This is a genomic window from Paenibacillus sp. XP01, assembly GCF_057364885.1.
The window spans coordinates 5,670,548-5,694,687 of record NZ_CP139481.1; the positions used below are offsets into that span (position 1 = coordinate 5,670,548).

Annotated in this window: 22 protein-coding genes; all 22 read right to left on the reverse strand. The window is 54.6% G+C overall.

Annotation, left to right across the window (positions count from 1 at the left end):
- Positions 1–427 precede the first annotated feature (427 nt).
- Entirely contained in the window at positions 428–1,639 is a 1,212-nt protein-coding gene (cntE, locus tag SNR34_RS25530) for a staphylopine family metallophore export MFS transporter CntE (RefSeq protein ID WP_486180479.1), read from the reverse strand.
- A gap of 89 nt (positions 1,640–1,728) precedes the next feature.
- Positions 1,729–2,559, reverse strand: coding sequence for an ABC transporter ATP-binding protein (locus SNR34_RS25535; protein ID WP_486180480.1), 831 nt, complete (start codon positions 2,557–2,559; stop codon positions 1,729–1,731).
- The gene (locus tag SNR34_RS25540; protein WP_486180481.1) at positions 2,552–3,445 is read right to left on the reverse strand and encodes an ATP-binding cassette domain-containing protein; all 894 of its coding nucleotides are present in this window, start codon (positions 3,443–3,445) and stop codon (positions 2,552–2,554) included. The genes SNR34_RS25535 and SNR34_RS25540 overlap by 8 nt, the downstream gene beginning before the upstream one ends.
- Before the next feature lie 36 nt (positions 3,446–3,481).
- Positions 3,482–4,354, reverse strand: a complete 873-nt coding sequence (gene nikC, locus SNR34_RS25545; RefSeq protein ID WP_486182514.1) for a nickel transporter permease — start codon at positions 4,352–4,354, stop codon at positions 3,482–3,484.
- 2 nt (positions 4,355–4,356) lie between these two features.
- Entirely contained in the window at positions 4,357–5,304 is a 948-nt protein-coding gene (gene nikB, locus SNR34_RS25550; RefSeq protein ID WP_236414545.1) for a nickel ABC transporter permease, read from the reverse strand.
- 1 nt (position 5,305) lies between these two features.
- On the reverse strand, positions 5,306–6,883 hold the full coding sequence (nikA, locus tag SNR34_RS25555; RefSeq protein WP_486180482.1) for a nickel ABC transporter substrate-binding protein: 1,578 nt from the start codon (positions 6,881–6,883) through the stop codon (positions 5,306–5,308).
- 200 nt (positions 6,884–7,083) lie between these two features.
- Entirely contained in the window at positions 7,084–8,334 is a 1,251-nt protein-coding gene (locus tag SNR34_RS25560) for an amidohydrolase (protein WP_486180483.1), read from the reverse strand.
- A gap of 127 nt (positions 8,335–8,461) precedes the next feature.
- A complete protein-coding gene (locus SNR34_RS25565; protein WP_486180484.1) occupies positions 8,462–9,523 on the reverse strand; it encodes an LLM class flavin-dependent oxidoreductase in 1,062 nt (353 codons plus the stop codon).
- Between the two features lie 39 nt (positions 9,524–9,562).
- Positions 9,563–10,435, reverse strand: a complete 873-nt coding sequence (locus tag SNR34_RS25570; protein ID WP_236414550.1) for a LysR family transcriptional regulator — start codon at positions 10,433–10,435, stop codon at positions 9,563–9,565.
- Between the two features lie 69 nt (positions 10,436–10,504).
- Positions 10,505–11,053, reverse strand: coding sequence for an NADPH-dependent FMN reductase (gene ssuE / locus SNR34_RS25575; protein ID WP_339274399.1), 549 nt, complete (start codon positions 11,051–11,053; stop codon positions 10,505–10,507).
- A 33-nt stretch (positions 11,054–11,086) separates the two neighbouring features.
- Positions 11,087–12,004, reverse strand: coding sequence for an ABC transporter permease (locus SNR34_RS25580; RefSeq protein WP_486180485.1), 918 nt, complete (start codon positions 12,002–12,004; stop codon positions 11,087–11,089).
- A gap of 58 nt (positions 12,005–12,062) precedes the next feature.
- Complete coding sequence (locus SNR34_RS25585) at positions 12,063–12,995, reverse strand: ABC transporter permease (protein WP_236414556.1); 933 nt, start codon at positions 12,993–12,995, stop codon at positions 12,063–12,065.
- Positions 12,996–13,054: 59 nt separating this feature from the next.
- Positions 13,055–14,692, reverse strand: coding sequence for an ABC transporter substrate-binding protein (locus SNR34_RS25590; RefSeq protein WP_236414558.1), 1,638 nt, complete (start codon positions 14,690–14,692; stop codon positions 13,055–13,057).
- A 110-nt stretch (positions 14,693–14,802) separates the two neighbouring features.
- Complete coding sequence (locus SNR34_RS25595) at positions 14,803–16,137, reverse strand: LLM class flavin-dependent oxidoreductase (RefSeq protein ID WP_343261647.1); 1,335 nt, start codon at positions 16,135–16,137, stop codon at positions 14,803–14,805.
- Between the two features lie 326 nt (positions 16,138–16,463).
- On the reverse strand, positions 16,464–16,742 hold the full coding sequence (locus SNR34_RS25600) for a glutaredoxin family protein (protein ID WP_236414561.1): 279 nt from the start codon (positions 16,740–16,742) through the stop codon (positions 16,464–16,466).
- A gap of 275 nt (positions 16,743–17,017) precedes the next feature.
- A complete protein-coding gene (locus SNR34_RS25605) occupies positions 17,018–18,394 on the reverse strand; it encodes a glycosyltransferase family 2 protein (protein WP_486180486.1) in 1,377 nt (458 codons plus the stop codon).
- Positions 18,391–18,684 (reverse strand): hypothetical protein, encoded by a 294-nt coding sequence (locus tag SNR34_RS25610; RefSeq protein WP_486180487.1) that lies wholly within the window; start codon positions 18,682–18,684, stop codon positions 18,391–18,393. The genes SNR34_RS25605 and SNR34_RS25610 overlap by 4 nt, the downstream gene beginning before the upstream one ends.
- A gap of 78 nt (positions 18,685–18,762) precedes the next feature.
- Complete coding sequence (locus SNR34_RS25615; protein ID WP_486180488.1) at positions 18,763–20,283, reverse strand: GT-D fold domain-containing protein; 1,521 nt, start codon at positions 20,281–20,283, stop codon at positions 18,763–18,765.
- Positions 20,284–20,404: 121 nt separating this feature from the next.
- Entirely contained in the window at positions 20,405–21,136 is a 732-nt protein-coding gene (locus tag SNR34_RS25620; RefSeq protein ID WP_486180489.1) for a sugar phosphate nucleotidyltransferase, read from the reverse strand.
- A gap of 3 nt (positions 21,137–21,139) precedes the next feature.
- On the reverse strand, positions 21,140–21,904 hold the full coding sequence (locus tag SNR34_RS25625; protein WP_486180490.1) for a glycosyltransferase family 2 protein: 765 nt from the start codon (positions 21,902–21,904) through the stop codon (positions 21,140–21,142).
- Positions 21,901–22,938 carry a glycosyltransferase gene (locus tag SNR34_RS25630; RefSeq protein ID WP_486180491.1) on the reverse strand — a complete coding sequence of 346 codons (1,038 nt, stop codon included), beginning with the start codon at positions 22,936–22,938 and terminating at the stop codon, positions 21,901–21,903. Before SNR34_RS25630 ends, SNR34_RS25625 begins: the two co-directional genes overlap by 4 nt.
- A 64-nt stretch (positions 22,939–23,002) precedes the next feature.
- On the reverse strand, positions 23,003–23,890 hold the full coding sequence (locus SNR34_RS25635; protein ID WP_486180492.1) for a glycosyltransferase family 2 protein: 888 nt from the start codon (positions 23,888–23,890) through the stop codon (positions 23,003–23,005).
- Between the last annotated feature and the right edge of the window lie 250 nt (positions 23,891–24,140).

Here is a 24,140-nt window from a genome sequence, read left to right on the forward strand (position 1 = left end):
TCTAACTCCATGCTTTACTTCCTCGTCTACCCTCAGCCTGGTTTTCTATATTGCCGCATGTTCCTATGTACCTGAAAGCAGACATACTCCCTTGCTCCACTTACTCCACCACGCTGTCCTCACCATTCGAAAAATCTAATTTTGTCAGAATCACCTATATTCTACCATGCAACATGGGAGATTGGGATTATTTTTCATTAATTCCATCCGACTAAAAACGCATTCCCTCCTCCCAAAGACCTACCTCACCTCCTGTCAAACAACAAAAAAAAGGCCACGAATCCGCAGATTCATAGCCTTATGCTTTAAGGTCGTCGTCGATCATATTTCATGCTTGCAATCAAGCATAACCGATTTCTCGGTCTTTGAACAGAGGGCAACAGGAAAATATTTCATCTAAATCGTCCCGTATCAATGACTCAACCCATTAAAACGACGCTTTCGCCGCCTCCATCCGCTTCCTGCAAACGATAACCGGAATCACTGCCAACACCGACAGCAACGTACAAATCATAAACATCGCGGAATATGACGCAGCCTGCACAATCACTCCCATAACAAGCCCGCCTAATGAGAATCCAAGATCGTACGAGGACATGAAAATGCCCATAAGCACGTATCTTGATTCTGCCGGAAGCACAAATGACAAAAACGTCGTGAGCGTCGGATAAAGCAGCGCCACCGCAAACCCGCTGCACACCGCAGACAAATAAACCAGCGGGCCGATCATTTCCATCATCGAGAGCAGCTGGGTGCCCAGCGCCGCAGACAGCAACAATCCGGCCATCAGCCACGTATTCCAACTGCCGTCCGAAGGGATTTTTTTACGCAGCACGAAGCGGCAAACGATCACCACCAGCCCCTGTAAGGCCAAGAACAACCCTGCACTGGCTCCATCGTTTGCTACCATGTACAAAGGCAAAAAAGTCGCAGTCGCGCCAAACACGCACGAAGCAAACAGCATGACCACCGTGCTCACCAGCAAAGGAGTGCTCTTCCAAACGCCGCCAAGGGAACGGAACATATCCGTTAGCGTATACGATTTGTTTTGCACCGTGCTCTCCGGCAAATCCAGACGAAATCCGAACAATAGCGGTAATCCGGCCAGAGCAGCAAGCATCAGCACAAACCAGAAGCCGCTAGCTTGTTCCCAGATTTGGATCGCCAGCACGGGAATGACCAGCGAAGGAACCATCGTAAACAACGTGTACATTGACAGTCCTTGCGCCCGATCCTTGTCCTCCAGCCTCTCCACGATTCCCGCCTGCATCGTCATCGAGAAAAAGGCCGTAGCCACGCCCTGCAACGCCCGCAGCCACAGGTAACTCCCCACGCCGCCCACCATGAACAACAGCAGCGTCGCTGCATGCAAAACAAGCAGCCCCTTCATAACGCGAAGCGGCCCGCAGCGTCCAAGAAGCTGGGCTGCGAAAGGACGCAGCAGCATGCAAGTGAACATGTACGCGCCCATCATCAGACCGATTTCGGACTGGCTCAAGCCGGCCGCCTCGCTGCGGAGCGGAAGGATGATCGTCAATGCCGAATTGGCGGCAAAAAACAAAAAAGCCAATATATAAAACCGGATAAACGATAAGGAACCCGGAGTCAGTTTTCCAGATTTCTGTGCAACTTTATTCAACAGTACGCCCTACTTTCTCTCTTTCAAATCCCTATCCCATCTTGATGAAACCGAGAGCTTCTCATCCCCGGCTTCACCCAACGATACAATCATTTGACTTTGGAGACAAGTAGGCGGGTATAATCATGGCGTTCTGCATCATAAATTCGTTCAGTTTCAAACAGGTCAACACGTCGCCCTTTCTTCATGACCAAGATGCGATGGCTAATGGAGGCTACCGAAGCAATGTCATGCGATATAAACAGGCAACTGATGCCCAGTTCCCGGCCGAGCCCCTTCAGCATACGCAAAATTTCGGCCTGTACCGTCACGTCCAAGCTGGACGTCGGTTCATCGCAGATCAGCAGTCGGGGATTCAGCGCAATGCCGCGCGCAATCGCCACCCGCTGCTTCTGTCCGCCGCTCAGTTCATGCGGGTAACGGTCCAGATACTCCGGTGAAAGCCCGACCATATCGAACAGTTTCTCGGCACATGCCCGGCGTGAACCCCGAACTTCGCTCAAAAACGGTGGAACGATCTCCGGAAAGTTGTCCAGCGGCTCCATGACCGAACGCCATGCGGGAAGCCGCGGGCTTAACGACGATGAGGGATCTTGAAACACTACTTGCATATTTTTACGCATTTGTCGAAGCGCTTTTCCTTTCAAACCAACCAAAGATGTGCCACCAAAGACGACCTCGCCTGCATCCGGACGTTCCAGACAGAGCAGGATGCGCCCAATCGTGCTTTTGCCGCTGCCGCTCTCGCCAACAATCCCCAAACACTCGCCCTGCCTAATCTGCAAAGAAACATCCTGCAGTGCTGTCACCAAGTGTCCGGCATGGCGGTAGCTTTTGCACACGCCCCGAAGCTCGGCCAATACAGGTCGTGAAAAATCCTGAACCGCTAAGCGCTCACCTAAACGAACAGAGCTAACCATGCTTCACCAACTCCCGATCCGAACTTTCTATGGTTTCTCCACGCCCCTGCTCCTCAGCATCACCAGCGGACTTATCATCCTCCACATCATCCTTTACCGGCATTTTTGGGCAGCTTTCCAACAGTTTCAGCGTATATGGATGCTTCGCTTTCATGCGAATATCCGATGCCGTTTTCTGTTCAACGATCTGCCCCTCCTTCATTACGGTTACATGGTTGGCACGTTTAAGGACCATCTGCAAATCATGGGAAATGAGCAAAATGGCGCATCCTGTCTGCCCTTGAATGTCCTGCATCAGATCAAGCACGGTCTCTCCGCTAATGACATCCAATGCCGTCGTTGGTTCATCCGCGATCAGCAGCTCCGGCTCCAGCATCAACACCGCCGAAAGCGCTGCACGCTGCAATTGTCCCCCACTCAGCTGAAAGGAATAACTGGAAAAGATTCGTTCTGCCGGCAGACCTACCTTGTCCAGATGCTCCAACACCATTTTTTTGCATGCTTTGCGCGTGAATGCTCGGTGAGCACGAATCGCATCCATCAGCTGGCTTCCGATCGTTCTGAACGGAGCGAAGCTGCCCCGATAATCCTGGAATACGCAACCGATGGATCGGCCCGCCAGTTTTCTGCGCTGTTTACCGTGCTGCTGCAACAGGTCCTGCCCCTGGAAAATCAGTTGTCCCTGAACGACCTTTATTCCCGGCGGCATCAGACCAATAATGGCATTGGCCGTCATGCTCTTTCCGCTTCCGCTCTCGCCAACCAGCGCCAATATTTCTCCGGAACGAATGTCAAAAGAAAAGTCCTTCAGGATCATCCGCCCCCCGTCAGCCGAACGAACGGATAGATTCCGTACGCTTAAAATGGGCACCGTGCCTGAATCCATGAGTATCACCTCAACTTAACCAATTCATGATCAAAGTCATCCTTGTTTGCCACGAACGTCCAACCCATCTCTCAGACCTTCCCCGATCAAATTAAAAGCAATGACCACCAGCATAATGGCCACTCCGGGATAAATCATAAGTTCCGGTTGGGTTTGGAAAAACGGCCGGCCATCGTTCAGCATCGCTCCCCATTCAGGGGAGGGCGGCTGTGCCCCCAGTCCAAGATAGGACAGGGACGAGATGACCAAAATCGTTTTGCCGATATCGAGTGCGGCATAGACGAGCACCGGAGGGAGAACCGCGGGCAATAAGTGTCGCCACAGGACGGTCCATGTGTTTCCACCGGCGATCTCAGCCGCCGTAATGTAGTCTTTTTCCCGCTCGGACAGCACGATCCCACGTACAATGCGTGCATATCCAAGCCAGTTGATCAATACGATGGACACCACCATGTTTTCCCTGCTTGGCCCCAAAAAGCCGGAGATGGCAATGACCAACAGAAAATCAGGCAGCACGCTAAGCCCATCCACAATGCGCATAAGGAACGTATCCACCTTGCCGCCAATATATCCTGAAAGCAAACCCAGCGGAATGCCGATCAACATGACCATAACGATGACCATCGACGAAATGCCAAGAGTCGAACCCGCACCCTCTACCAAGCGGGAAAACAAGCATCTGCCCAGCTGATCCGTACCGAGCGGATATGCCAGGCTCGGCCCCTGCAGTCTGATCGCCATATTGACAAGATCGGGATCATTCCGAACAAACAACGGTCCGAGCACAATCAGCAATACCATCAACGCAAGTATGGACAAACCAGCCACGATGCCTGGTCTGCGCAGCAACCTTTTGAAAGAAGGAGATTTGCCAGAACTCAGAGAGCTCTTCCCACGAGCTGTAGCCATTCTCACGAGGAGACTCCCCCTTTGCGCAAACGAATTCTCGGGTCGATCCAGCCATAGAGCAGGTCTACGAGCAGATTCACCAAAATGGTAAACGCACCTGTCATCATGAGATATCCCTGTATGAGCGGATAATCCCGCTGGAAAATAGCCTCCACCGCCATGCTGCCCAATCCGGGCCAGGAGAACAGCGTTTCAACAACGACCGAGCCGGCAATCAAACTGCCAAAGGTCATGCCAAACACCGTCAGCACCGGGATACACGCCGCACGCAGCGCATATTGCAGGACGATTTTGAATTCGCCGATGCCTCGCGCCCTTGCAGAACGGACGTATTCCGTGGACAAGCTTTCAAGCATGCCGGTTTTGAGCAACTGTGTGTGGACCGCCGCCAGACCGAAACCAAGCGTAATGGATGGCAGCACCAGATGTTTAAATTCGCCCTTGCCCATCGTGGGCAGCCAGTGCATTTTGGTTGAAAACAGGTAGATCAGAATCAGACCGATCCAGAACGTCGGCATGGATGCCCCCAGCAAAGCAAACATTTTGCCAAAATGATCAGGCAATCTTCCCGGAAAACGCGCAGCCAGCAAACCCAGCGGGACGGAAATCAGCACCATCACGGTTATGCCGCCCATCGCAAGCTGTAACGTGGCTGGCAAACGATCCAGCAATTCGTCAAGGACCGGTTTGTTCTTCAACAGCGAATCGCCGAAGTCAAGCGTCATCACATTCGTCATCCAGCTCCAGTATTGAACGGCCAAAGGCCGGTTGAAACCAAGCTCCTCGCGCAGCGCCTCTGCCTGTGCCCGGGTTGCCTGCATTTCATCCGCTCGCAGCAAACTCATCACCGGATCGCCGGGAGCAAGCTTCATCAGCACAAAAACGACAATCGATAAAACAAACAACACGATGACCAGTTGAGTCAGCCGTCGCCCTATCCATTTCAACACGTCAGTTCACGTCCATCTTATTCGTCATAAAGTAGTAGTCCTCGGCGCCCGGTTTCCAACCTGTGACACGGTCGCTCATACCCACGATGATATTCGGATAGACGATATAAGCATGCGGCATGTACTGCTTGGAAATTTCCACTGCTTCCTGCGTCAGACGGATTCGCTTGTCCATATCGCTTGCGGCATTCAACGTGTTAACCGCGCCCGACAGCTCATCGATCTCGATATCGGCTGCGTTCAGTGCCCCGCCGGGCATCAATGCCGAATTAAGGAAATATCCACCATCGCCGCGAGGCGCGGACAGATTGCTGTACGTCACGATATCCCAGTTGTTATTGTCACGGATGGCCGTGTCTACATTTTCCACCGTTCGGATGTTGATCGTTACACCGGCTTTCTGCGCTTCAGATTGCAACACCTGGGCAATAAGCGGCAGCTCCGGACGTGCCTTGTACGTCAACAATTCCAGCGTTAACGGTTGTCCGTCTTTCACCATTTTCCCGTTCTCGAGCACATAACCGGCCTCCTGCAACAGCGCTTTGGCCTGCTCGACGTTTTCCGGTTGAACGGGATCTGTGCTGCCGAACGGAAGGCTCGCATTAAACGGACCGTTGGCTGGAGCGGCATACCCCAACATGACGTCATTCGCAATGCTTTGGCGATCCAGCAGTAAATTCAGAGCTTGTCTTACTTTCAATTCCTTCGTTGCCTCCCCCGCCGGGTTAAACAACAGGAAGTGCACGCGCAATCCCGGAAGTGATTCCACATGCAAATCGGAAGACTGCTCGATCGGTTCCACGGATTCAGCAGGCAACTGCGTGGCAATGTCGACCTCGCCCGATTGCAGCGCCAATGATCGCACGTTACCATCCTCGTTGAATTTGAAATCGACCTGCTGCAGCGGGGAAGCGCCATCCCAATACCCGTCATAACGTTCCAATTGAATTTGGATACCTGGCGAAAAGCTCGTTACCTTAAAGGGGCCCGTACCCACGGGCGCCAGATTGAAATTTTTCGTACCCATTGCTTTTTCCGCTTCAACGTTAATGATCGAAGCATAAGGGTTGATCAGCTCCGATACGAGGGCAGGATTCGGTTTGTTGGTCACAATGGTCAACTGCTGCCCTTGAGCCTGCATGCTTTTGATATCGAGTGCATTTTTCAATGCCCCATTCACGCTAACGGCACGCTCCAGCGAAGCTTGGACCGCCGCCGCATTGAGCGGAGCACCATCTTGGAAAGTCACGCCATTCCTGATCTCAAAGATCCATGTATCATCTCCCTGTGCTTCCCAACGGGTGGCAAGCCAAGGCTGTACGGCCAGATTCTCGTCTAACCTGACAAGGGTTTCCGTAATTCCTGCCCGTACCGCCACGAGGTCATTGGAAGGGTCAAGCGTACTGCTTCTAAAATGGAACAGCAAGGTCACCTTTTTTACCACCGATTCGCTTTGGGAGGCGGAGCCCGTAGAGGTTCCTTCACCAGACCCGCCACCTGCCTTTGCGCTGCATGAAGACAATATCATTGCCGAGGCAAGCACCTTTAGCGTCAATAACAACCATTTTTTACACAACACTCGCTTTTTGTTTTTCAATGAATGGTCAATCCTTCCTTCTGCTTCTCTTAAAACCGCAATCAACGCTATTAAGACAGTAATTTTCACACTATCGGAGAATTCCTTTATTTCCCTGTCACATTTTCTATCATTATATGTAATTCAATCTATGTTGTACATACAAAAAAAGACTGACACCAATGTGCCAGCCCTTGCTTCATTTATTTTTCATTTCCGAAGTGTTCTTTCCGTGCTTGTCTCAGTGCGTTCTCCGCGAGAGATGCAAGCAGTTCAGCCCCCAGCGGCAGCGCCCGTTCATCCAAATCAAAAGCAGGATGATGCCATTCGTGCGACCCGGAAGTACCTAAGAAAAGAAACAGGCCCGGAACCTCCCTTTGATAAAAAGAAAAATCCTCGCCTGCCGGTGACGGCAGCGGCCTGACGCCATTCAATCCTACAGCTGCGGCGGTCTGTTCCGCCAAGGCTGCAAGCGAAGGGTCATTGACCACGGCAGGAGGTCCCTGAATCCAACGGACCGTGGCGGTGGTGCCGTATGCCGCGGCTACGCCAGCCACCACCTGGTTGAAGCGCTCCCTGATGCGTGCCCGCACCTTCTCTTCAAACGTACGAACCGTGCCGTCGAGCACCGCTTCCTCCGGAATGACGTTCCAGGCCGTGCCGCTATGGATTTTGGTCACGCTGATCACGGCGCTTTCCTGTGCTCCGACATTTCGGCTCACGATGGACTGCAAGGCCGTGACGATATGGGATGCCACCACGATCGGATCAATGCCTGCCTCAGGTACGGCCGCGTGGCTTCCTTTGCCCTGCACCTTAACGACAAAGCCGTCCGCGGCGGCCATGAGTGCACCTTCGCGGATGCCAACGCTGCCTACCTGCAAGTCAGGTTTGTTATGCAGCCCGAAGATGGCTTGAACATCCTGCAGCGCACCGGTTTGAATCACTTGTTTGGCCCCCGTCGCTTTTTCTTCCGAAGGCTGGAACAGAAGGCGAACCCTGCCCGGCAGCCGCGATTCGCGTTGCTTTAACAATTCGGCAGCGCCGATCAGTATGGCCGTATGAGCGTCATGTCCGCAGGCATGCATCTTTCCGGACACCTGTGACGCATACTCCAGTTTCGTTTCTTCCTGGATCGGCAGTGCATCAATGTCGGCCCTTAACGCAACAACCGGACCTTCGCCTTCCCCGATTTCCGCAACCAGTCCGGTGCGAAGCGAGTATTCCTCGGCAATGCGAATACCTTGTTCCTCCAGCCAGCCCCGGATGGATTCCGTCGTTTCCCATTCCTCGCCCGACAATTCCGGATGACGATGCAAATGACGACGGATGGCCGTCAATCGCTCCGCGAAGGAAAGATCCTGACCGCGATCCGCCGCATCCGATAAGGACGTTGGTTCTTTAGGCGCATTCTTCGCATCCAGCGCCTCTCGCTGCTCCAATTCGCTTTTCATGAAATGGCCCCCTTGGTTCAATTTCCGATCCATCAGATCGTTATGGAACACGTCATTTCACCATCAAAGCTGCAACTTCTCTGGTCGTGATCCGATTCGCGGTAATTTAATTTTGGCACAACAGAGGTTAGCCGACAACGGTCTGGATAGCTTCATGCTCTGCCTCAAATGCATCCAGCCCTTGCTCTACCAACGCCTCGCGCAGCAGCTCGAAGGAACGCAGTCTTTTGCCGAAATCGCGGGTTGCCGTTGTTACGATCAGTTCATCAAAGGCAAAATCCCGCTGCAGCTTGGCCACAACCCTGCCCACGCTCTCCTTGTTTCCCTTGATTGTGCTTGGTTCAAGCACCTCGATCCGGTATTTTTCATTCGATTGCTCGCCAAACTGTTCCGCTTGTTCAATCGAACCGACCGTCAGCGTTTTGCCGCCTTCCAGGTGAATTTTAACGAGTTTGTGCTCGCTGGTCAGTTCCTTGGCCTCTTCCTCCGTCTCCGCGACGATGAGCGCCGCTGCCAATGCCACGTAAGGCTCGGAACCGCCGGAACGGTCGAATTGTTCGCGATACACGCGGAAGGCCTCCTGCGCCACCTCCGTATTGCCGTTAATGAACAGAGAAAATACATAAGGCAATCCTAACTCGGCGGCCATCGCCGCGCTATCCACGCTGGCTCCAAGCACGTAGAGCTCGGCAGGCGCATCGACGACCGGTGCGGCACGCAAGCCTGCCAGAGGATGCGTCTCGTCCGCATGCGGTTCATTGTGAATATACCGCTTCACTTGCAGTATCTTTTCTTTTAGTGGAGCCGCATCGCTCACTCCCTCCTGCAGGGCTTGCGTGGAGCGCGGCAAACCTCCCGGCGCGCGACCGATGCCCAGATCCACCCGTCCCTGACCAAGGGCGGCAAGCACGTTGAAGTTCTCGGCCACCTTATACGGACTGTAATGCTGCAGCATCACTCCGCCGGAACCCAAACGAATCCGCTCCGTATGGGCAAGCAGGTGCGAAATCAATACCTCGGGCGACGAGCCGGCGACATGCTCCGAATCGTGATGTTCCGATACCCACAACCGATGGAATCCAAGCCGCTCCGCCGCCTTGGCAAGCTCGATCGTATGCCGGAAAGCCTGTACCGACGTTTCTCCTTCATAGATCGGGGTCTGATCCAAAATACCAATACGAATACTCATCCTTTTTCCTCCTTCGCATGCCAACCTGCCTTGCCTCATCTATAACTTCCGCAACAGCTCCCCGAAAGGCTCCGCAAACGGCGAATGTTGTTCTTTCAATGTCACGACGCTGATCTGTAACGACACACCCGCGACTTCATGCACCTGGATCGGAAACAATTCCTGTTCCCCAACTTCCTTCTGCACCGTCAATCCGGGCAAAAATGCGATGCCCGCCTTCTGAAGCACAAGCTTCTTCGCGGTTTCCGACTGATCCACATGGTAGGCGATATCCGGCGGTTGCTCCAGCGAGTCGAATGCCCGGTGAATCCGCAGCCAGTCGAGCGATCCACATTCGAAGAACACAAGCAGCTCATCCCGCAGCGCTTCCATGCTGACATGTCCTTTTTCAATGAACGGATGTCCTTTGTACACGTAAAGTTGAATGGGATCTTCGTAAAAAGCGACCGTGCGAATGGCCGGATGCATGACCTTGCGCACAAACGCCAGATCAATTTCCTGGTTCAACAGCTTGGCAACCAGTTGGTCCGTCGTCGCCGTCGTCAATTTGACCGTTACATCCGGATAGGCTTCCCTGACCTTCGGCAGGAAATCGGGGAGGACATAGGTGGACACCGAGATGGTACTGCCGAGTCGCAGCGCATTCGGCGTCGTGCGCCGCTGCTGCAGCTTCTGTTTTCCCTTCTGGATCACCTGCAGCACCTGCTGGGCGTACGGCAGGAATTTCCTGCCTTCCTCCGTGAGCACGATCTGTTTGCCAAGCCGGTCGAACAGCTTGCAGCCGAGCTCGCGTTCCAGCGACTGAATGCGTGCCGTTACGGAAGGCTGGGACAAAAAAAGCACTTCGGCAGCTTTATTGAAGCTTCCGTAATGATTGATATATACAAATGCTTCAATGTTCTCAATGTTCATAAGCGCCTCCGTATCCTTATCCATTGACGATAACGTCAATATTGATTTAACCCATTAATTTACTTGGTTTTAGGAGATCGTAATGCTCTCCCTGCTTAATGTCAATACCAATTCTTCCAAAGCGCGATCCAAACGTGCGGCGATCTCCGCCGAGAGGGCATAGGTCCCGTCTTCCAGACGTTCAATGCCCTGATCCACGGCATATACGCCGCCAAGGATATGTCTTCCGCCGAGGGCGGCCAACACAGGTTTCAGCGCGTAATCGATCGCCAGCAAATGCGCAATGGAACCGCCGATGACGAGCGGAAGCGCAAGCTTTCCTTTCAATCCCTCCTGCGGGATCAGATCCAGAAACAACTTCAGTACGCCGGAATAGGCAGCTTTGTATACCGGAGTGGACACAATCACCGCATCCGCTGCCTGCACAAGCGCAAGCGCGTCCTGAATGGCAGGACTGTCGAACTTGGCCTGAACCACATCTTCTGCCGGCAGATCGGCGACATGGATGATATTTACCGTAGTGCCTGCTTCACCCAATTTTCCTGCACTGTAATCAATCAGTCCTGTCAGGCGGGAACGCTTGGATGGCGATCCCGCGATAATTACGACGTTTGACATTAACAATCCCTCCTCAAGCGATCTTGGTATGTGTTAAGCCGTTCCTTTGGTTTGCGGGTCCAATCGGTCGCGCAGCACGTCGCCGATCAGATTGACCGCGAGCACAAACAGCGTAATGACGAGTCCCGGGAATGTGCAAATCCACCATGCCACGGTCAGGTAGCCCCTGCCCTGTGAGAGCAGCATGCCCCAATCCGGAACTTCCTTGAGCACGCCGAGCCCGAGAAAGCTGAGCCCCGATCCCGTCAGGATGGAGGTACCTACGCCAAGCGTAGCCATAACGAGCAGCGGAGACAACGAATGCGGCAGGACATGCCTCCAAAAAATCCGCGCGTTCGAACCGCCCAAGGAACGGGTAGCCGTAATGAACGGCAGCCCCTTTACCGACATGACCTGCCCGCGAAGCACACGCGCATATCCCGGAATGGCTGCGACGGCCACGGCGAGCGCGATGTTCATCAGTCCGGGGCCAAGCGCCGCCGCAACAGACAGTGCCAGCAGAATCCCGGGAACGGCCATCAGAATATCGACGGAACGCATAATGACGGTATCCACCATTCCGCCCGCGTACCCCGAAACGATGCCAAGCGCGCTCCCCACCAGTCCCCCCACCAGAACGGAGACGAGACCGATGAGCAGGGAATCCCGGCTGCCATGCACAACGACGCTAAAAATGTCGCGTCCGAAATAATCGGTGCCGAACCAGTGCGCTGCTGAAGGAGCCTGCAAAATCGCGTCCGTCATCATTTCCGTCGGAGAATACGGAGCGATCCATCCCGGCACGATGGCACAGGCCACGATAAAAGCAACCACGATCAGTGCCGAATAATAAAACCACCGCGATATCGCAAACGATGCTTTGATGCGTTTGCGAATGCCGCCCCGCCAACGAATGCGCCCAGCGGTTCGGTTCCATGCTTTCTTTTCCTGAGCCAGCGGCTTCATGCTCATCTGCTTCTCCCCCCTGCTTCGTGCAAATGCCCTTCGATATTCCGCATATCTGCCATCGTCATGCCTTCACCGCACGCCTGATCCTTGGATCGATGTACGCGTAGGAGATGTCGACCAGCAAATTCAGGACCACGTAAATGATGGCCGTAAAAAAGACGACGCCCTGCACGACAGGCAAATCCTTGGCCATCAGCGCATCCGCGATGATTCGCCCGATGCCTTGTCTGGAGAACACCGTTTCTACCACCACGGTTCCTGCCAGCAAGTCGGCAATCATCATGCCGATGACGGTGACGGCGGGGATCAGCGCATTGCGTAAAGCATGCCCGTACATGATCGTTCGCTGCGTCAGCCCTTTGGCTCGCAGCGCAACGACAAACGGTTCGTTGATCACTTCCAGCATACTGTTGCGCACCATGCGCACGATAAATCCTGCACCTACCAGCCCAAGGGTTGCCGCCGGAAGCACCAGGGAACTGAAGCCCTCCGACCCCATGGCCGGAAACCAGCCCAACTGTACCGAAAATAACAGGATCAACAAGATTCCGGTCCAAAACGTCGGCATCGAGATGCCGAACAACCCGACCAGTCTGGCGACAATGTCAATGACGCCATTGCGATGAATGGCGGACAATACGCCGAGCGTAATGCCAACGACGATCGCGATAATGGCGCTGAGCGCCGTCAAGGCAAGCGTAGCCGGGAAATGCTCCAGTATTTTCGGCAGCACCGGGTCGGAATTCAGCATGGACTTGCCGAAATCGCCGCGCAGCATATCGCCGAAATAGTTGGCAAACTGGATATAGAAAGGCTGATCCAGCCCAAGCTGTGCCCGCAGGTTTGCGATCATTTCCGGCGTGGCCGAGGAAGGGTCCAGCATGAGCAGGACCGGATCCCCCGGCAGAAGGTACATGATGCAGTACACCAGCACCGAAGCTCCAAAAATGACGAACAATGAGGTCGCGATCCGGGTCAGTATCGTTTGTGCCATGCCGGGACATCTCCTTCCTGAATGTAAATTCATGCATCGTCAAAATGCATCAAGCGGCGTCACTGCTGGATCCGCGCATCATTGAACAGCGGATAACCGAGCGAATCGAATTTGATGTCCTGCACGGTTTTCGATGCCGCCACCGTGTAAGGGAACACGTAAATGGGCAGGATCACAGCCTGATCGATCAAATACTGCTGAATTTGTTTGTAGATTTCCACCCGTTTCTCCTTATCGCTCTCTACCGCACCCTGCTCAAGAAGCTTGTCGATCTCCGGGTCCGACAGGCCCGACAACGTTGGGCGTTCGCCTTCGGCAGGCGTGTGGTAAAAGGCATACAGCGCATGGGGATCGGAATTAACCTGGCTGTTGCCGTACAAATCATAGTCCCAATTCTGGTAAATGACCGTGGCAACGTCCTTCGTAATCTCCACCTGCACCTCGATCCCCACTTGTTTCAACTGCTGCTGAATCATCGCCGCGATATCGTTGCGCTTCTCCCGGTTAGGCGAACCGTCTACGTACCGCAAGGTCAGCCGTTTGCCGTCCTTCTCCCGGATTCCGTCCGCTCCCTTAGTCCATCCTTGCTCATCCAGCAATTGGTTGGCTTTGGCAATATCCGGCTTGATGCTGCCTTCCAGCGAGCTGTCGTAGCCGAGGATGCCCGGGGACAAGGCGGACCATGCTCTGTCGTAAGTGCCCAGATACAACGTTTTAACGATGGCATCCACGTCCACTGCGGCTTGCACGGCCTGACGGAGCTTTGCGTCATTCCACGGTGCCCTGCGTTCGTTGAAAAAGAGCGTATATGGCAGCCCTACCGTGTTGGCTTGCAGCAATTGCTGGTTCGGATCGCTTTGGAGCGCAGCGACGTTTTGCGGAGGAACCGTCTCGGCCGCAAGCACCTGGCCGCTCTGCACGCTTCCGATCCGCGTGGCTTCTTCGGGAACGATTTTGAACGTAATCTGATCCAAATGAGGCGCACCGTCATTGTCGACCGTCTCCGGTGCCCAATGATAGTCCTTGTTTTTGGCAACGACGATGTCGGCATTTTCGGACCAGCTGACAAAGGTATACGGCCCGGTACCTACCGGATTTTTGCCCAGCTGATCGCCGTACTTTTTCGCCGCCGTAGGGGACACGATGCCGAGCAGTGCCTGACTCAGGTTACCGAGGAATGCTTCAGATGGTTGGGACAGGTTAACCTTGATCGTGTACTCATCAATGACCTCGGAGGAGCTGTAGGGTCTGATCAGGGCAAGGGCGTTGGCGGCTTTGGTCGCCGGATCGATGACCCGGTCCAGGTTGTATTTGACCGCTTCGGCGTTGAACGGCGTGCCGTCATGGAACTTCACGTCCTCACGCAGCTTGAACGTATAACTTTTGCCGTCGTCCGACACCGTCCACTCCTTGGCCAGCCACGGCTTGATGGAACCGTCCGGGAGCTGCACGACCAAATTGTCGTACAATGTTCGGATGGCCCGCACGGCCACGGCCAGGCCGCTGCGATGAGGATCAAGCGTATCGGGAGAAGTGGCGAGGGCATAGGTCAAATTGCCGCCTTCTGCCTTCGCTTGTTCCCCGCCCGACGCCTGAGCCGGGCTGCTCGCCTGATGGCCTGCACCGCAACCGGACAATACCAGCATTAAGGCCGACGCAAGCGCCACATATTTAAACCACGAAATGGACCTGATCATATCGCTTCCCCCTCTGTGTATACAGCAGTCATCAATGTTTAAATATATATTTCCTATGAGTTAACTTGGTTTTAGAAACATGCGCAGCCCTAGGAAGTTTCGATACCTTGTCAGATACCAACTTCTTGACGGGCAGCCGTGTATCGGTTAACGGGAATGTTCAATCCAAGATTGCCGCGCAGCGTATCATGCTCGTAATCGGTTCGATAGATGCCGCGCTCCTGCAGAATCGGCACGACCAATTCGACGAAATCGCTCAGCCCGCTCGGAAGCTCGGAATGAATGATGAAGCCGTCGGCGCCTTCTGCTTCGAACCACGCCTGGATTTGATCCGCGACCTGCTCGGGCGTACCCAGGAACTTGCTTCGCGGTGTTGCAGCTCGAAGGGCAACCTCGCGCAAGGTCAACCCTTGCTCTTTCGCATCCTTCTTGATTTTGTCCGTGGTGCTGCGGAAGCTGTTGCTGCCGATGCCGTTCAACTCGGGGAACGGCTCATCCAGCGGATATTGGGTGAAATCGTGATGTTCAAAAAACCGGCCAAGGTAATCCAACGCTTTCTCGATCGTCACCAGACCCGCAATCTCGTTATATTTCCGCTCAGCCTCTTCTTCCGTGCGTCCGATGATCGGATTGATGCCCGGCATGATGACGATATCGTCCGCGGAACGGCCGTAGGCCACGGCACGCTCTTTGACGTCTTTGTAGAAAGCCTGCGCATCCTCCAGTTTGTCATGCCCTGTAAAGACTGCATCGGCTTCTTTGGCAGCCAGCGTTTTACCGTCGTCCGACGATCCTGCTTGGAAGATGACCGGCTGCCCCTGTTTCGAGCGATCGATGTTGAGCGGTCCTTGAACGGAGAAAAACTCCCCTTCATGATTCAGGGTGTGCAGTTTGGAAGGATCGAAGAACACTCCGCTCTCCTTGTCTCTGACAAAGGCGTCGTCTTCCCACGAATCCCATAGCCCCTTTGTGACCTGCAAATATTCGCTGGCGATCCGGTAACGCTCCGGATGAGACGGATGATCTTTTTTGCTGAAATTTTTGGCCGAACCTTCCAGAGGGGAAGTCACGACGTTCCAGCCCGCGCGTCCGTTGCTGATTTTGTCCAGCGACGCGAATTGCCTTGCCACGGTGAACGGTTCGCTGTAGGAAGTCGACAGCGTGCCGACCAGCCCGATGCGCGACGTTACGGCAGCCAGAGCGGAAAGGATGGTGATCGGCTCGAAGCGGTTCAAAAAGTGAGGAATCGATTTCTCGGTAATGTAGAGTCCGTCCGCAATAAACACGAGGTCGAACTTGCCCTCCTCGGCTTTCAACGTCTGGCGTTTGTAAAATTCGAAATTAACACTGGCGTCCGGTAAAACCTCCGGATGCCTCCAGGTTGTCATGCTGCCTCCCACGCCATGGACGATGGCACCCAGCTTTAATTTTCGTTGCGTTGTCATATGCATTCCGCCTTCCTCGAATGGGATTGAACTGAAGTTAAAAACTTCGAAATCAACGATGAAACGAACCAACCTTGGGCAGCAAGCTGATGAAACGGAACGACAGCGATAAGATATTGACCTTAACACCAAATAATAACTATTCCTATGCGTTTGGTATGTTTTTAATTTCCACAAATCTTATCACCGCCCTCGAAACGGGTCAACCATGCTGCGATAGAACTTTTCTATAAGAACGAATCCCGGCCATCTCCAACGGAGACAGACTCGCAGCCAATGACCGGGAGACGTTGGCTTCGCTTATGCAAACGGCTTCCGGCCCACTATCAGACGGCTGCCGTTTCTCCCGGCTGTGCCAGCAAGGCTGCCAGCTTTTCCAGGTCCGGCTCCAGCAGCGCTTCGAATGTTCCGTCCACGCCGACCTCGACGACAGGCACATGCCGAATGCCGTACTTGGCTTCGAGGACGTCCCTCAACACGTCATGCCCTTGTACCTCAATGTTTTCGAAAGGCTGGTTGCGCTCATTCAGGAATGCTTTGACTTCTCCGCAAAAATGACAACCCGTTTTGCTCCATAACACGACTTTTTTGCTTGCAGCAGACATCGACATACCTCCTGTTTGTCTTCATAATAAAGGTCCGAAAGAACTGTCATTCTTAGACCATCAATTCCTACCTGTTAAATAAGAATTATGGCTTTAAATGTACTCCTCGGGCCAGGAAGCGTCAATGGAATTGCTAATAGAATAAACCTATAAGCACATAGAAAGAATGTATTCGATCTCTCGCAGCATATGTAATTGGCGAATGCGGAATGAAACCCAAGGCGGGTCTCCCTGCGATTCATTCCGCACCACGGCCGACCTCCATGCAAGCCCTCCTACAGCTGGCAGCCCAGCAATTTCGGCGGCGCTATGATCGGCCATCCTTCTTCTAGAGCATGCAGCTTTTCGTAAGGAACCCGCATGACTGCATAAGGGTAAACTCCCCAGCATTCGGCGGCGTATGCCGAAGCATATTTTCTCCGCTTTCCGCCGCTAATCTGGTACCATATCTGCGGTGCTTCATTGGCCGCAACAACGCTGCCTTCCGGCCATTCCGCCGAACTTCCTTGCAGCAGATGGGCCGATGATTGGCCGGAATCCGAAGCTTTTCCCTCGATCTGCATGGAAGAATCGATGGCATTGCCGACCGGAATGCCCAGCAGATCGGGCTTTGCCAACCGAACGGGAGAGATGCCCCGCGGAACTGGAATGTGCAATTTACGCCGACAACCTCCAGACAAGTGATATACGTCGCCATTCACATCCGTCAAGAAGCTCCCCTCCGGATAGAAATCGCTGCTGCGCCTGAAAGGCTGGCGTCCGTCAGCGCTTCCTTCCGAGCGCTCGCCGACGTCGAACGAAGCAGGAGCCTCCTTTGCCATGCGAGCAACTTCGGCGATCAAGGCGTGGGGGTCTCCCCATTTTCGCTCATAAAATTGCTCATTGTCCTTGTTCAGAGCCGCGAATCGCTGCTCTTCCACCGCCTTCATGCTGACGCTCCCGAAATGATGGATAAAGGCATCCCCTGCCACAGCGAGCTTGTATCCCGCAAGTTTCGCACGCACGATCCAATCGTCGTCTTCGAAATTGCCTATGGCATAACCTTCGTCCAGATAACCTACCCGTTCGAACAATTCCCTTGAAAACAACCAGCAAAATCCGACGAGACGATCCGTCAGGCGGTGTTTGGACGCATCAGGCCTGTTGTAGTTTGCGGCAAATGCCCACATCCCCGATATGTCATCATATGGCACTTCAATCTGCTGTTCGCCGCCGATATAATTCGTCACCGGACCAACGACCCCGATGTCCGCTTGACTTTGAAGGCATGCCATCATGTTGTCCAGCCAACCCGGCGTGACCAGCGTGTCGTTGTTCAGCACGACGATATGTCGTCCTTTGGCCATCATGAGGCCATGGTTCACTCCGCCGGCAAATCCGCGATTGCCATCCAGCGCAGCTACCCGAACCATGCCCCCGATCCGTCTTAGCGCGTTGGCGGTGCCGTCCTGAGATCCATTGTCCACCACGATGATTTCGTAGGGAGCAGGGGTGTGCTTTTCAATGCTGGATACGCATTTCAGTACATAATCCTTCTGATTGTAAGTCGGGATGACGATGCTTACCCCGTCAAACACGGCGCCGAACGAATTTTTCCCTTGGCGCACGCCGTCCTCATACCCTCTTTTGTAGCCCTGATTGTATATCTTCATCCTTCGGACAGCCTGTTGTCCCTTCCGGCTTGCTTTGGATTTGCTTCCCTTGCCGCGGGCTGCCGCATGCAAAAAAACAGATGGGGCCGACGCCCGATTCCTGTTCCGTCGTTTTCCGGGTTTACCGGAAGAGCGCAGTCGGATGGCCTGCTTGCCTGACGTCTTTCCCAAAATCCGCGCTCGCTCCTTCGCACGGCATTCGGCCCGGCGGGAAACACCCCCGGCGAAAGCATCTTCACCGTCGTACGTTTCATCTGTTTGCCTATAAAGCTGCCCTCCGTTTGTCTCATGATCCGGTCTGCCCATACCGCTCCCTCCTTTTTTGTTCCAAAGCGCTGATGTTTTTACATAATCAAACTGGAAGCGCGTCAATATTGAAGTTCTCCCGTAACCAACTTGTTTGCCAGATGACCAAAATCGATGGCCACCTTGCCGAGTTCATCCGCAATATGACGGCACAGTACGATTGCGGGAATGCCCGCCGCCACCAGCGCCAGATCGAAATCATGCTTCCGAATTCGCTGCATGACTCGCGGAATGTCGGCATATCCGGCAACCGGTGCGATCATGCCGGCGACATACACCCCGTGGCTCTGCAGCAGCTCCCCCAGTTCGGATGCCAAATCGCCGATCACAAGCACGCGCCGGTTCTGCAGAAGGGACGGCAGCAGCCTGGAATGATGCAGGCTGTAATTGATTGTGGAGTCGGTCAACTTCAGGCTCGACCAATCGATCGCGAAATGACGAAGCACCGGAAACAGCAGGCCTTGGAACGTAGGTGCCCGCGAGATGGGCACCCCGACCCAATCGGCTCGGCGAATCGCTTCCGCCAAGGAGGCACGCACATCCGGCGTGGAGCGCGGCACTCCCGCATAAGGCAGAAAAGGGGCCAGCTCTTGCACTTCTTTGCTGGACAGCACGGTGTCCGCTGCCAGCGCAAGCAATTCGCCGTCGCCGAGGCGAATGACCGACAGCGGGCGCCTGGCGTCCAGCGCCGCATAAATGTGGGCAGCCACCTCATGCGGGCCGGCCAACCGGGCAAGGCGGGAGGCATATTGGTTGACCCCCGCCGCGATCAATTCTGCCGCGGCAACGTCCGGCAGAATATGGTCGGGCGGAATGCGCTGCTCCACCAGCGCCTCCCCGCCCGCGTACACGCCGTCGCGAAAACCGGCGGCGTAGCTGCTATCCCGTGCCGCCCGCTTCGCAGCCTGCGGCGGCACGCCCTTCGCGCTGCCCCGAGCACCGGCAGCGCCTTCACCCCCCGCAGCGGCGCGGGGCCGCACCTGGCCCGCTTGCGGCGGTGCTGCGCCGACAGCGCCCGCCGGCAGTGCCTGCGGTGCCGGCGAGTGCGTGCGGCGCACAGCCTTGCCCCGCTTGCCCCGGCGGCGGCCGGGCGCCGCGCTCTGGCCGCGGGCAGTGCCCGCGCGCGCTCCGGCATTAAGCTTAGCGCGCCTGTGCTTCACGCCCGCCCTTTTGCCTGCCCGGCTGCCTGGCTTCCTGCGCCCAAAGCCGGAGTTCCGAGACATTTTTCCTTTTCTGGCACCATAGCTCCCCCGGCGTGCAGAAATGAACACTCGCTGCTTGCAAGGCGCTATCTCGCCACTTCTGCAATTTATATCCATAGGTTCGTCGCTTTCGTTGACGATGATCTGCTCATCACTGCCCTGGTTCATTCCGACATTAAGCTGCCCGTCTTCGTTTGCATCAACAAGACGTCCCACGCGTTTAACGAATGGGTTTTGCACCGCTCTTCGGCGGGCTGCTTTATTCTTAAGCTTGGCTGCCTCTACTTCTGGACGTTGAACCTGACTTGCCATCGTTGATGGGTCCCTTTCGGGAAGCTTACCCTCTCTCCTGCTTGCTCCGGTGTTTTTCGCTGCTGTCACCCCATTCCCCCCTTGCCGGCCACAGAAAGTGCCACTGCACAAAACGCCGGAGCATTGGGGCTCCAGCGCGGTTCATCCACCCGATCGAGGTGCCGCATAGCGGCCACTGTGGCTCATCGACTTATGGCAGCTGTCCTTTCATGCGGACGGCCGCTTCCTGCAACGATTCAAAGGTGCCTGCATCAGTCCAGTAATTTTGCAATATATCGTACTCCAAGCTTCCGGCGGCAGCATAATGGTTATTCACGTCGGTGATTTCCAATTCTCCGCGCGCCGACGGCGAGATGCCGGCAATGAAATTGAAAACATGATCATCATACATATAAATCCCGGTGACACAATACGAAGTTTTCGGCTGACTGGGTTTCTCTTCGATATGGGCAATCCGCTCCGGGTTCGCCGGGTCGAACACAGGCACCCCATAACGCCGGGCATCGTCCACCTCTTTCAAAAGGACCCGTGCTGTCCCTGCTGGTTGTGCCATATAGCGCTCCACATAAGGCTTGAGGTCATCGCTGAACAGGTTATCGCCAAGCAGTACAACGAACTTTTCTCCGGGTGTAACGAAACCTTTGGCCAGGTTCAAGGCCTCCGCAATCCCCCCGGCCTTCTCCTGAATGCGATAGGTGAGCTTGACGCCGTACTCTTTGCCGCTTCCCAGAAATTCCGTGTACAAACCCGCAGAATGAGTGCCCATCACGATCATGATATCTTCGATTCCCGCCTGGCGGAGTCTGTCGAGTCCGTATGCGATCATCGGATGTTTGCCGACCGGAAGCAGGTGTTTGTTGATCAGGCGAGTCAAGGGATATAGTCTTGTTCCCGTTCCGCCTGCAAGAATGACACCTTTCATTCCTTATCCCTCCTTCGTCTGATGGTCAACATAGTCAAGCGGATCCACTTTCCACTTATGGATAAAAAGCCTTCTGTTCCGTTCAATCAACCGGTTCCACTGATCCCGGTCCGTTTTCTTGAAACTTGCGCTGCCCTGATGGTGGACCAGCACATCGCCGCACGCGAGCAGCCGGTAGCCTGCCAGACGGGCTCTATAGCAATAATCGTCATCTTCGTAGTGCCCCGGGGAATACGCTTCATCCAAAAGACCCACGTTCTCCATCATGTCTCGCCGAAACATCATGCATAATCCCACGATCCTTTGGACTCCTCTCCATCTGCCCGGATCGGGTTGATTATTCACGGCGGCCAGTTCCTGAAAATGCTCCATATCCCGGAAATCCACGTTGACCTGCTGAATGCCGCTTGCATAATTGGTCATCGGACCAACGATACCGATGCCGGCATCGCTATGCAAGGCAGCATGAAGATTGCGAAGCCAGCGGGGCGTTACGGTTACGTCGTTGTTCAGCAGCAGCAGGTCATCTCCGGATGCAGCACGCATGCCCGCATTGCAAGCTGCCGGAAATCCGCGGTTGGCCGGCAAACGAACGAAACGAATCCGTTCGCTCGCGCAAAAGGAGGCCGTTCCGTCAGTCGAGCCGTTATCTGCCACGACAATTTCATACGGCGTGGCGTCGTCGGTATGCCGGCGAATGGCCGCGATGCAAGACTTCAACAGCTCCAGGCCGTTATAGGTAGGAATAATGATACTGGTCAATGTCATCTGCCGTTCCTCCTGTAGGCCACTTCGATACGCGAAATGCCCGGCGAAGTCCTCCCGCTTTCTTCCGACAATTTCAGCCAAACCGCCAACGCTTCAAGATGGTCGCCGATGATCAGCTTCGCAACCTCGTTGCCGCTGCCGATATTCGACTTGCGCAAACGATTGGTCCGGATAACGTCAACCCGTGCGGGAGCAGCTATTGCCAGACCATGATGGATGGCAAGGGTTTGCGCTTTGGGCGGCACAACGAGCGATTCCGGTTTGACGGTATCGATCATGCGGCGGGATACTGCATGGGGGACGGCGGTCATGGAGTTGGAGCCAAGATCCGGCCTTCCCAATGTACGGTTGAGATAGGCCTTGATGCGGCTAACTTCATCCTGCCTTGCAAAAGGAGGAATCAGCGAGGAGATATCGTTCAGCGCAACATCGCTTCCACGGTCGATTTCGTACAGGAAAGGTGCAAGCTGTTCGGCAGGAAGCACCATGTCCCCATCCACGAACAGCACGGAATCCGCCATCGTCATTTTGGCTCCCAATGCCCGGCCCACGTCATGTCCGGTCCGTTCCGGTTCATAAACAATTGTGATGCCTTTCTCGGAAATCACCCGTTCCAAACTGTTATCCTTCGTTCCATTCAGCACAACGATAATATCCTCCAAAGGCAAACGTTTCAGCTGTCTCAGCACTTGCGGAAGCGTCTGCTCTTCATTGCAGGCACAGACTACGGCCGCAGCCGGGCGGCGCAGCAGCAAAGGGACCAGATCGAGATTGCGGCCGGCGGCATGAGCGTATCCTTCCATGAACGCCTTGCCTGCCAAAATCGCACTATCGTACGTGGGAAACGTTCCCTCGACCGCCTTGCCGTGTTCATGCCATGACTGGAATGCATGCCTGATGAATGCCTCCCTTTCTTCGGGGGCAGCCTGGCCTGCTTGTTGTCCCGCCCTTCGAAAGACATCCAAATTTACGGCGTATGGATGGATAGCCGTCCCCGGACGTTTCCTTTTATGGATTCTGCGGTTCCGACGCACTCTTCTATTTATTGCGGGCCTACGTCGCCCCGTTTGCTGCTTCATGGTTTCACCTCCGACCTGCTCATCTTGCCAAAGCGCGGACACGGTTCAAATCGGGAAATCCTCCTCGTGGACCGCGATGACCCATAATCCATCGGATCGCGGCCAGATGATCGTTCAGCACGATTTTTTCCAACGGGTCTGGCCCTGATCGCTTCAAGGCGCGCAGCCGGTTCATTTTGCCGACAGGAACATGATGCACCGCCCGTACCCGAAGTCCCGCATCCACGGCCTTTGCCAAGGCCAGCGGCGGAGTTTCCAGCGCTTCCACGCCGATGATTTCCAGTGCCTTGCGGCTCATCGCGTGAGGTATGGCAGTAAGGGAAGCTCCTTTAAGGTCCGGTCTTTCCAATATGATGTTCAATGCATGCTTAGCCTCTATGACCGGATGCACGGGATTGCGCTTTATTGGCCCGGTGTAATCATTAAGAGCCACATCCGTTCCGTCAACAATCGCTTGCACGAAAGGCGCCATTTGTTCGGCGGGAATAACGATATCCGCATCGGTAAAGAGCAGGATATCGCCGCATGCCTCCGTTGCGCCTACGCGCCGTCCTCCGTCATGGCCGAGGGCATCGTCATGAACAAGTACTCGTGCGCCCGCGCCTGCGGCTAATGCCGCCGTACGGTCCGTAGAACCGTTGACGACAACGATCACTTCGGTGCTCGGGCTGATTCTCTTCGCTTCGCGTACCGCCCTGCGGACGGTTTTCTCCTCATTCATGGCTGGAATAATGACCGAAAGCAACGGGTTTCCTGCATTAGGAAGACCTATACGGGGCAGAACATACCTTCGGCGTTTGGATTTGTTGGAAATCCCCGTCTTTCGGACGTCTCTTCTCCGGCGATTCTTTTTTCGTCCTGCACTTGCCTTTACGACAGCACCAACCTTCCGTCTCCGATTCTGCAATATGGTCACCTCCCGTATTCTTTCATCATCCATCGCCAAAGGAGCACACAGTATTCTATGTATCTGTGGAGAAGTGGAAACGGCATTCGCCCTTGAGCAGTTTTCTTCACTTATGACTTGCTCCGTCCGTTTCGACATGGATCGTTTATGGAAACAGCCGACAAAGCCGTTCCACTTGCTTTACCATTCGGTGATCCCCCCTTTGAAGCCACGTCCAAATATCCGGCTGCCAAAACTGATATCATTCAGC